Origin of the sequence: Microcystis sp. M_OC_Ca_00000000_C217Col (genome assembly GCF_007095585.1) — a bacterium.
Taxonomy (GTDB): domain Bacteria; phylum Cyanobacteriota; class Cyanobacteriia; order Cyanobacteriales; family Microcystaceae; genus Microcystis; species Microcystis panniformis.
The window spans coordinates 1-9758 of record NZ_SFBV01000312.1 but is presented as its reverse complement, the minus strand read 5'-3'; the positions used below and the strand labels follow the sequence as shown (position 1 = coordinate 9758).

The following is a 9758-nucleotide window of genomic DNA, read 5'->3' as shown; positions in this document are numbered from 1 at the left end:
TTAACCCATGGTGTCTCTTCAGTTGTCAGTGAACAGTTATCAGTTAACAGTGGGGGAAAAACTGATAACTGGTAACTGTTAACTGTTAACTGTTATTGGTGAGTATCTTGTTGAAAAATGTAGCGGGGGCATTCATCCGACATTTTCGGTAATAGTTTCCTATAATCAGGGTTTTATCTCTAGTGGGACTTAGACAAAAAACAAATCGAGAAAAGCCTCAACTCCAATCCCCGCTTGGGATTTACTTCGAGAAGCCCAAAATCGCTGAAACCCAGATATATCAAGGAAAATCATCAATCGAGGTTAACCCTTTGTCCCGTAATGGTTTGAGCCTTTTTTGCTGACCGAAAACGCCTAAGTCCCACTAGAAAAGTCCCTGTTTACTTAATAAAGAAACTTGGACAAATTTATATAATAATGCTTGGTAGTGAAGCTTCTCAATAATTGATTCCCCATGACTTGGTTATATAAAACCCCCGGTATTCCCGATGAATTGTTTGAACGTTTGCCTGGGATTCCCTTGAGTAAACGCGAGGTGAGATTATTGATGATTTCCGCTTTGAGGTTAGGTGATGGGGGGGTTTTCTGGGATATCGGGGCGGGAACCGGCACTATTCCCGTTGAAATTGGCTTATTATGCCCCAATAGTCCGATTATTGCCATTGAAAGGGATGAAGAAGTGGCGAGTTTAATCCGCCGTAATTGCGATCGCTTCGGGGTAAAAAATGTTACAGTTTTTGAAGGCAGCGCGCCCGATTGTCTGCCCAATATATCCCTAGCACCCGATCGCGTCTGTATCGAGGGCGGCAAACCGATTAAATCGGTTCTGCAAGAAGTGTGGCAATACCTGAAACCCAACGGCCGCATCGTGGCTACGGCCAATAATTTAGAAACCCTCTATCAATTTTCCGAAGGCTTTTCTAATTTACAGGCGCGTAATATCGAGATTGTCCAAGCGGCAGTAAATCGCCTAGAAACTAGGGGTATTCACCAAGTTTTTGCCGCCGTTGATCCCATGTTCATCCTGAGTGGCGATAAACTTTAATTGGGGATAACCTTCCATAAAGTTTTCTTAATCTATATAATTATGACAATGCCGCCTAACTTCTCTGGATTAACCATGCCTTGGCCACGCATTGTCAGCGCTATTTTTGCCATTGCCTTCGCACTGGGAATTATTATCGTTGGGGGTTGGTATTTCACCCTCGGCATCGGTGTTATCGTCTTTTTGGGACAATTAGAGTATTTTCGCTTAGTTCGCGCCAAAGGCATTGAACCGGCCGCTAAAACCACTCTCGTAGTTTCACAATTACTACTGCTGACGGCAACTATGGCGGCCCCCCTCACCGATGCCATGTTTCCCCTGGCTGGGGCGTTAATTTGCTTTTATCTGCTCTTTCAGCCAAAAATGGCGACAATTGCCGACATTTCCACCTCAATTCTCGGTCTGTTTTACGGTGGTTACTTACCCAGTTATTGGATTCGTTTACGGGTCGGTTTTTCCCCCGAAAGTAGTCCCGTGGCCATGGCCAGTAACTTACCCCTGATGGGATATTGGCCGGAATCGTGGATGGAACCGAAATTATTCCCCGCTGCTTTGACGGTGACTTTTCTGGCCTTCGGTTGCATTTGGGCCGCCGATATCGGAGCTTATATCATGGGAAAATGGTTAGGGAAAACCAGTTTATCGCTGATTAGTCCCAAAAAAACCGTGGAAGGTTCCTTTTTTGGCATTTTAGGCAGTATAGCGGTGGCCGAGTTGGGTGCTTGGTATTTAGATTGGCCCTATTGGCAGCTGACGGGCTTAATTTTGGGCTTATTAATTGGTATTGTCAGTTTATTGGGCGATTTGACCGAATCGATGATGAAACGCGATGCCGGGGTCAAGGATTCCGGGCAGTTAATCCCTGGTCACGGTGGCATACTCGACCGCACTGATAGTTATGTCTTCACTGCTCCCCTAGTATATTATTTCGTCACTTTACTGCTGCCCTTGTTGCGTTAGTAATTTGTTTCTTCTCCAGTCCCCGCGCTTTTGGCAGTTCTCCAGTGCTAAATTAAAGACTAAACCCAAATTTGCGATTATGTCAGCAGTCGTCCATCCCCGGGGTAAAGTTTATCTTCTCGGTGCGGGAATCGGTCAGAGCATTTTTCTCACCCTGCAAGCGCGAGCAATTTTAGCCACGGCCGAGGTTTTGCTGTATGATGCCCTAGTGGATAGTCAAATCTTCTCCCTAGTGCCGAAAACCTGTGTTTTAGTGGATGTGGGCAAACGGGGGGGACAACCCGGGGCCGAGCAGAATCAGATTAATCGGATACTGGTTAATTATTGTCAAGAGGGAAAACGAGTTATTCGGCTTAAAAGTGGCGATCCGGGGGTTTTTGGGCGAGTATATCCTGAAATGTTAGCCTTAAAGCAGGCTGGCTGTGATTTTGAACTGATAACCGGTATTTCCTCCGCTTTGGCCGCTCCTTTATTGGCTGGAATTCCCCTGACCGAAAAGGATATTAGTCGCTGTTTTGCGGTCTTGAGCGCTCACGAGCCCGAGTCTCTCGATTGGTCAGCTTTAGGGAAAATTGATACACTGGTACTATTGATGGCTGGTCAGTCTTTAGGGCAAATTATCGAGAAATTATGCCAAAATGGGCGAAATATTCACGACTCGATCGCTATTATCCGTCAGGCGGGACGCAAGGAGCAACAAATTTGGCGCGGCACTTTAGAAAATATTCTCGCTCAAACCGCCGGGGTGTCCCTCTCACCCTCTATTATGGTCATTGGTCAAGTTGTGGATCTGGCGATTATGTCCTCTCCCCCACCCCTAGGCGGTAAAACAATTGTTATTACCCGTGCCGCCGAGCAAACGAGTCAATTTAGCGAAATTTTGCAAAATCAAGGCGCAGAAGTCCTAGAAATGCCCGCTTTAGAGATTCGTCCCCCCGACAGTTGGCAAGGTTTAGACGATGCCATCGCTCAGTTAAAAGAGTTTGATTGGCTGATTTTAACTTCTGCCAATGCTGTTAATTTTTTCTTTGATCGCTTGACATTTTGGGGAAAAGATGCTAGGGCTTTAGCGACCGTAAAAATCGCCGTGGTGGGCAAAAAAACCCGCCAAGTTTTACACTCACGGGGATTAAAAGCGGATTTTATCCCGGGGGATTTTGTCGCCGATGCTTTGGTAAACGAGTTTCCCGACCCGATTAGGGGGCAAAAATTCCTCTTTCCTCGCGTGGAAACGGGAGGGAGGGAGATATTAGTTAAGGAATTAACGGCCAAAGCTGGTCAGGTGACGGAAGTGGCCGCATATTATTCCGGATGTCCCGCACGCATGGATAGTCAGATATGGGAAGCGTTTCGAGACGGGAAAGTCGATATAGTCACCTTTGCTAGTTCCAAAACCGTCCAGAATTTTTATCGGTTATTGCTGCAAGAAACGGCAGAATTATCAGTTAATTCCCTCTTAGAAAAAGTTTGTCTGGCTTCTATCGGTCCGCAAACTTCAAAAACCTGTCAAGAGTTATTTGGTCGTGTTGATATCGAGGCGCAAGAATACACCCTAGAAGGGTTGACTAGCGCTTTAATCGAGTCGAGTAAGACCTGATATCCTCGCCACCGTAAAACAGACGGCGATTCCCAAACCTGACAATAAACAAAGCCATAAAAATCTAGGAATCTCCCCATGAGTAACCCTATTATCATTGAAACTGACTTAAAAGATATTCTCGCTAAACTTGACAATCGGTTAGAGCGAATCGAAACAAAACTAGAAATATTACCGAAAATAGAGGCCGAAGTTTCCCAACTCAAAGAAGATGTCAGAAACCTGAAGGGAATCGAAACAAAACTAGAAGTATTGCCGAAAATAGAGGGCGAAGTTTCCCAACTCAAAGAAGATGTCAGAAACCTGAAGGGAATCGAAACAAAACTAGAAGTATTGCCGAAAATAGAGACCGAAGTTTCCCAACTCAAAGAAGATGTCAAAGACTTGAAAGAAAGGGCAACGGCTCAAATATGGGCTTTGATAGTCACTGTTATCGGTGCAACTGTTGCAGCAATTATCAAATTCGGTTTTCTGACTAAAACTTAAAGGCTCTTCGTTACTTGGTATGGTTCGATAGGGGGGCATAAATCGACTAAATCCTTATCTGGTAAGAGACTTAATTGATTAGTTCGCTCTAGATAAGAAACAATTGACAAAAATCGCTAAATGCCTTTCTATATAAGGGTTACATCCCTTATAACCCCCGTCCATTGCATAACACAAACCGAAGAGCCAACTTAAATCATCATTAAAAACTAAGTTGGAACTAGACAAGTTCCAACCAGTAACAAAAAATTGACCTTGAATATTAACGACGGATTGGTGCCATCGCACCGTCGGCAGCAGCGCGAAAAGGTTCCACTGCCTCGCTATAATCGATCGGTAGAATAGCCACCACGTTATCGTGAGGACGGGGAATAATTACCCAGGTTTCTAAAGCTGCCCCCTCGGTTTTATTGACGGCTTCAATGCCGGCAGCCATAGCGGTTTTTACCTCCTGTACATCCCCACGAATATTGAGGGTAAAACGGGCGCTTCCTGCCCTTAAATAACCAACAATCGTGATCCGTCCTGCTTTTACCATCGCATCGGCGGCCGCTAGAATACCGGGGAAACCTTTGGTCTCGATCGATCCCACCGCGGGTTGGGCTGTCATAAATTAACTCCTAATAACAAAAATCAGATAAGTTCAATTGATAGAATCCAATCTATTTTCCAGTCTTTAACTATAGTCTAGTTTGGGGCCAATCCCTAGGGAAATTAACTGCGAAAACGGTCCGACTTAGCCGTATGCTGCACTGGTAAAACCGCCAGTACATTTTCTGGAGGATTCGGTACGATGTAATGACTGACCACATTACCACCAAAAGCGGTCATCGCCGCCGCTAATCCTGCCTCTACTGCTGGTTTAACCTCGGAAATCGGACCGCGAATCGCCACTAAAAATTCGCCCCTTTCCGCTAGATCAAAATAAACTAGGGTGACTCGTCCCCCTTTAACCATGGCATCCGCCGCCGCTAAAACGGGGGGAAAACCCAACGTTTGAATGACTCCGACCGCCTCGGGCATTTTTCCTGATCTCCTGCGAAAGCAATTTTACATTATACCCCGAACCTGTTTTGATATTTTCTTCTGGAAATCCTCGACCGATCGAGCCTGTTTTTTCTCTAAATACTGTTGATGGGACTGATCGGCCCGATAATAATCTCCTGCGGGTTCGATCAAAGTAACGATATCCTGCTGGAACTTTCCCGATAGTTGTAGTTGACCCTTGGAAGCGGTGGCGATTAACTTTTGTTCCGGGGTGTGATAAAAAATAATCGATCGATATTGTTCTCCCCGGTCCGGTCCTTGGCGATTTAACTGAGTCGGATCGTGAATTGACCAAAAAACGGCTAATAACGCCTCGTAGCTTATCTCTTGGGGATTATAGGCAATTTGTGCCACTTCCGCATGACCGGTAATTCGCGATAACACATCGAGATAACTAGGATTGGGGAAATGTCCCCCCATATAACCCACAGAAGTCGCTAAAACCCCCGATAAACGCCGAAATGCGTCCTCGGTTTTCCAAAAACAACCGGCCCCAAAGGTGGCTTTTTCGCCGCTATTCATTTCTCCTCACATCCTTGGCAAATTCCAGAACTGCTTTTGTAATTGTCTCGCTTAAATTAGCATAAACTTTGGCAAAAGGGGGAGCTTTTTCGGTTAATCCTAGAATATCCGCCGTTACTAACACCTGACCATCACAATCTTCCCCCGCACCGATACCAATCGTCGGGATAGTCAATTTATCGGTGATAGTAGCGGCTAAATTGGCGGGAATATGTTCCAAAACCAGGGCAAATACTCCCGCTTTCTCCAAGGCTAAAGCTTCCTCGATTAATCTTTGTGCATCCGATGGGGTTTTTCCCTGCTGACGGTATCCTAAGCGATGCACCGACTGGGGAGTTAATCCGATATGACCCATAACAGGGATGCCTATCTCGGTTAAACGGCTAATAGTCTCGATCATAGCGGGATAACCTCCCTCTAATTTTACCCCTTGCACTCCCGCTTCCTTTAACATCCTTCCCGCCGAGTGAATTGCCTGACTGACACTTTCCTGATAGCTGAGAAAAGGCAAATCACAGACAACTAAAGCTTGTTTTACCCCGCGAGACACGGCCGCCGCGTGGTGAATCATCGCCTCGAGGGTGATCGGTAAAGTGGTAGGATAGCCCAAAGCGGTCATAGCCAAGGAATCACCTACCAAGATAATATCAATTCCTGCTCGATCGAGCAGTCGCGCGATCGGATAATCCCAAGCTGTGAGGGTGACAATCGCGCGTTTTTGCTGTTTCCACTCGATTAATTTGCTGGTGGTGACTGCCATTATTTATTCACTGCGGACAGCTTCGAGGATACGGGAAAAATAGAAACGAGTGCTAGTCATACTCGTCCGTTCGATTTTAAAGCCATTTTCGTTGAGAGCGGCGATAATAGTTTTTTCCTTGTGTTGATAAGCGCGAGTGGTTTTACTCGGACCTGGGAAAAATTGACCAATTTTCTTGAGAATGGTTAATAAACAGGTTTTAGGAGCAAAACTGAGGATTAAACGGGATTGAGCTAGGGATCCCAGGTGTTTAATCATTCCTAATGCTTCTTCTGTGGGATAGTGAATGAGAACATCAAGACAGATGACTGTGTGATATTGGCCGGTTAATGCTTCTAAATCTTGAACGGCAAAGGTGAGTTTACCGGTATCTGCTAACTCTTTGGCTGCTCTTTCCTTGGCTTCTGTCACCATTTTCTCAGAAATATCACTGGCGAAAATAGTTGCGCCCGCTTTAGCAAGGGGAATACTAAGACTACCGACTCCACAACCGGCATCACAGATCGAGAGTTCGGGCAAATTGTCATCACTTTCTAACCAACCGATAACAGTATCGATCGTCTGTTGATGACCGATGCGAATATCTTTTTGTACTTTGTTAACTTCGCCATCCCCATAAATCCGGCGCCAGCGATCGAATCCCGTGGCGTTAAAATAGTCCTTGACTATGGCTTTATCGTCTAATGTGTTGGTCATAACGAAATCTAAACGAGCGGAGATGGTTATTAGTTTATCGTACCGTGAAAGCTCTCAACCGTTGCCGCTGATAGCTGACTCCTGACTGCTAAGGAGAGGACCGGGAGCGATTGCAACTCTGTGGAAAAGCTTAATTTGTTTTCCGCTTCACCGTTAGTTAACCTAAAGTGAATATCATGTAATCGTCCCAAGATCGATTAGTAAGGGTTCCATGTCAATTATCACCCATAGAACTAAGATCGTAGCCACGATCGGCCCTGCCAGTAATTCGCCAGAAGTCCTCAAGGAAATGATCGGTGCGGGGATGAATGTAGCGCGGCTAAACTTTTCCCACGGTAGCTACGAGGATCATGCGAGAGTTGTTAGCCTTTTACGGCAAATTTCTCAAGAATTAGACAATCCTATCACTCTCTTGCAAGATTTACAAGGGCCAAAAATTCGCGTTGGTAATCTCCCCAATGGTTCGATTACCATCAACGACGGCGATTATCTCACCCTTGTCCCCATGGATGAGTATCGGGGAGAAGCGAACACCGTTTCGATCGATTATCCCTATCTGGCCGAGGAAGCCAAGTTAGGTGAGCAAATTCTCCTTGATGATGGCTTATTAGAGCTAAAAATCGTTGAAATTAACGGAAAAAACCTAAAATGTCAAGTGTTGGAAGGAGGGATTCTCAAGAGTCGCAAGGGAGTTAATCTACCCCGTCTCAATTTGCGTTTACCTTCCATGACCGAAAAAGACAAACAAGACCTAGAATTTGGTCTTTCTCAGGGGGTTGATTGGGTTTCCCTCAGTTTTGTTCGTAAAGGAGAAGATATCAAAGCGATTAAGGCATTTTTAGCCGAGAGAAATCATGGGGATGTGCCAGTGATGGCTAAAATTGAAAAACCGCAAGCGATCGAAAATTTAGAGTCAATTGTCGAGGAATGTGACGGCATTATGGTGGCCCGGGGCGATTTGGGGGTAGAATTAAGTCCCGAAAAAGTCCCCATGTTGCAAAAACGCATTATCAAACTCTGCAACATGAAAACTATTCCCGTCATCACTGCCACCCAGATGTTAGAAAGCATGATTCACAATCCCCGACCGACTCGGGCCGAGGCCAGTGATGTGGCTAATGCAATTATCGATGGAACCGATGCGGTGATGTTATCGGGGGAATCAGCAGTGGGAGATTTTCCCGTCAAAGCGGTGGCTATGTTGGCCAAAATCGCCCATGATGTGGAAGCGGATGTGAAGTTTGATAATGTTCCCCCCAATCAGTCCGATGAAACTCACGCTCTCAGTGAGGCTTTAGTGGCGATCGATCAAACCCTTGATCTCCGTTATATTGTTACTTTTACCACCTCTGGCTACACTTCGCTACTGGCTTCTAAGGAACGTCCCTCAGTTCCTGTGATTGCCATGACTCCCAACAAACGCGTCTATCACCGTCTCAATCTAGTCTGGGGTGTGATCCCGATTCTTCTTGATCATCAGGTGTCCGTCTTTGAGGATGTGTTAAAGCAAACGGAATCAATTCTAATTCAGAAAAATCTAGCGCAATCGGGCGATAAAATCCTGATTATGGCGGGAATTCCCATGCAGAAAACTAAAGGCACCAATTTCCTCAAAATTCACACCATTTCGTAAGTTCTAGGAGTCGGGAGTCAGGGGACAGAAGATAGGAGACAGGAGATTATTTCTATTTATTCTCCCCACACCCCACACCCCACACCCCACACCCCACACCCCACACCCCACACCCCACACCCCACTTCCCCACTTCCCCACTTCCCCACTTCCCAAGAAAACTCATGTCAAAACTTGTATTAATTCGTCACGGCCAAAGTCTTTGGAATGCGGCCAATAAATTCACTGGATGGGTCGATGTTCCCTTAAGTGAACGCGGTCGTGCGGAAGCGATGATCGCTGCCTGTAAACTGAAAGAAGCCAATATCACGATCGATGTTTGTTTTACCAGTCTCCTAATTCGCACTATGGAAACGGCAATAATTTGTCTGACTGAGTGTGATGAAATTCGCGCCGGTAAAATCCCTATTTTTAAACACGATAGCGATGATCCTGATTGGCACGGCTGGGATCGGTACGATGGTGATCCCAGTCAGGAAATTCCGATTTTTCCCAGTCAGGCCATCGACGAACGCTATTATGGTGATTTACAGGGTTTAAATAAAGCCGAAACTGCCACTAAATTCGGAGAGGCACAGGTTAAGGAATGGCGTAGATCCTATTTTACCCGTCCTCCCGGAGGTGAAAGTTTAGAGGATACCGTCGCCCGGGTTGCACCCTTTTTTCAGAGTCGTATTCTCTCCCATATCCGACAGGGTGATAATGTCTTGGTGGCAGCCCACGGTAATTCCTTGCGGGCAATGATTATGACCTTAAAAAATCTTAGCCCAGAAGAAGTCCCCAGTTTGGAGTTAATCACGGGAGTTCCAATTGTCTATGATCTCGATGAGACGGGAAAAATTATCAGTAAGCAAATTCTGCCCTGATTTTTCCGTCTTCTTCCAGACGCGCGAGGTCATCGGAAATTTTGGGTCTGAAACCCCGCCGTTCTAGGTTGGCTTTACGTTAGAATTAAAAGGCCAGTCTCGAAAACCAAGTGGACGGCGCAGCACCTTGAAAACTCGGCTTAGGG

Annotated in this window: 11 protein-coding genes; 6 read left to right on the top strand and 5 right to left on the bottom strand. The window is 45.9% G+C overall.

Annotated elements, in window-relative coordinates; all coding sequences use genetic code 11:
• The first annotated feature begins 454 nt into the window (after window positions 1-454).
• From cbiT to EWV66_RS19900, 4 genes are all read left to right on the top strand, one after another.
• A complete protein-coding gene (gene cbiT, locus EWV66_RS19915; RefSeq protein WP_002732225.1) occupies window positions 455-1045 on the top strand; it encodes a precorrin-6Y C5,15-methyltransferase subunit CbiT in 591 nt (196 codons plus the stop codon).
• Between the two features lie 42 nt (window positions 1046-1087).
• Window positions 1088-2005: a phosphatidate cytidylyltransferase gene (locus EWV66_RS19910; protein WP_072924174.1), complete on the top strand. Its 918-nt coding sequence runs from the start codon at window positions 1088-1090 to the stop codon at window positions 2003-2005.
• 79 nt (window positions 2006-2084) lie between these two features.
• The gene (gene cobA, locus EWV66_RS19905; RefSeq protein WP_287107495.1) at window positions 2085-3602 is read left to right on the top strand and encodes a uroporphyrinogen-III C-methyltransferase; all 1518 of its coding nucleotides are present in this window, start codon (window positions 2085-2087) and stop codon (window positions 3600-3602) included.
• Window positions 3603-3680: 78 nt separating this feature from the next.
• Window positions 3681-4088 (top strand): hypothetical protein, encoded by a 408-nt coding sequence (locus tag EWV66_RS19900; RefSeq protein WP_002771222.1) that lies wholly within the window; start codon window positions 3681-3683, stop codon window positions 4086-4088.
• A 262-nt stretch (window positions 4089-4350) separates the two neighbouring features.
• Here the strand turns inward: EWV66_RS19900 and EWV66_RS19895 are convergent, their stop codons facing one another.
• The 5 genes from EWV66_RS19895 to bchM form a co-directional block, all read right to left on the bottom strand.
• Window positions 4351-4698 carry a carbon dioxide-concentrating mechanism protein CcmK gene (locus tag EWV66_RS19895; protein WP_002733188.1) on the bottom strand — a complete coding sequence of 116 codons (348 nt, stop codon included), beginning with the start codon at window positions 4696-4698 and terminating at the stop codon, window positions 4351-4353.
• A 104-nt stretch (window positions 4699-4802) separates the two neighbouring features.
• Window positions 4803-5111 (bottom strand): carbon dioxide-concentrating mechanism protein CcmK, encoded by a 309-nt coding sequence (locus EWV66_RS19890; RefSeq protein WP_002782143.1) that lies wholly within the window; start codon window positions 5109-5111, stop codon window positions 4803-4805.
• A gap of 27 nt (window positions 5112-5138) precedes the next feature.
• Window positions 5139-5657, bottom strand: a complete 519-nt coding sequence (gene msrA, locus EWV66_RS19885) for a peptide-methionine (S)-S-oxide reductase MsrA (protein ID WP_185237186.1) — start codon at window positions 5655-5657, stop codon at window positions 5139-5141.
• Window positions 5650-6417: a 3-methyl-2-oxobutanoate hydroxymethyltransferase gene (panB, locus tag EWV66_RS19880; protein WP_052275413.1), complete on the bottom strand. Its 768-nt coding sequence runs from the start codon at window positions 6415-6417 to the stop codon at window positions 5650-5652. Before panB ends, msrA begins: the two co-directional genes overlap by 8 nt.
• Before the next feature lie 3 nt (window positions 6418-6420).
• Window positions 6421-7113: a magnesium protoporphyrin IX methyltransferase gene (gene bchM, locus EWV66_RS19875; protein WP_052275412.1), complete on the bottom strand. Its 693-nt coding sequence runs from the start codon at window positions 7111-7113 to the stop codon at window positions 6421-6423.
• A gap of 211 nt (window positions 7114-7324) precedes the next feature.
• On the opposite strand from bchM, the gene pyk reads away from it, so the two are divergent.
• Window positions 7325-8746 (top strand): pyruvate kinase, encoded by a 1422-nt coding sequence (gene pyk / locus EWV66_RS19870; protein ID WP_287107493.1) that lies wholly within the window; start codon window positions 7325-7327, stop codon window positions 8744-8746.
• 164 nt (window positions 8747-8910) lie between these two features.
• Complete coding sequence (locus EWV66_RS19865; protein WP_287107492.1) at window positions 8911-9612, top strand: 2,3-bisphosphoglycerate-dependent phosphoglycerate mutase; 702 nt, start codon at window positions 8911-8913, stop codon at window positions 9610-9612.
• Window positions 9613-9758: the final 146 nt, after the last annotated feature.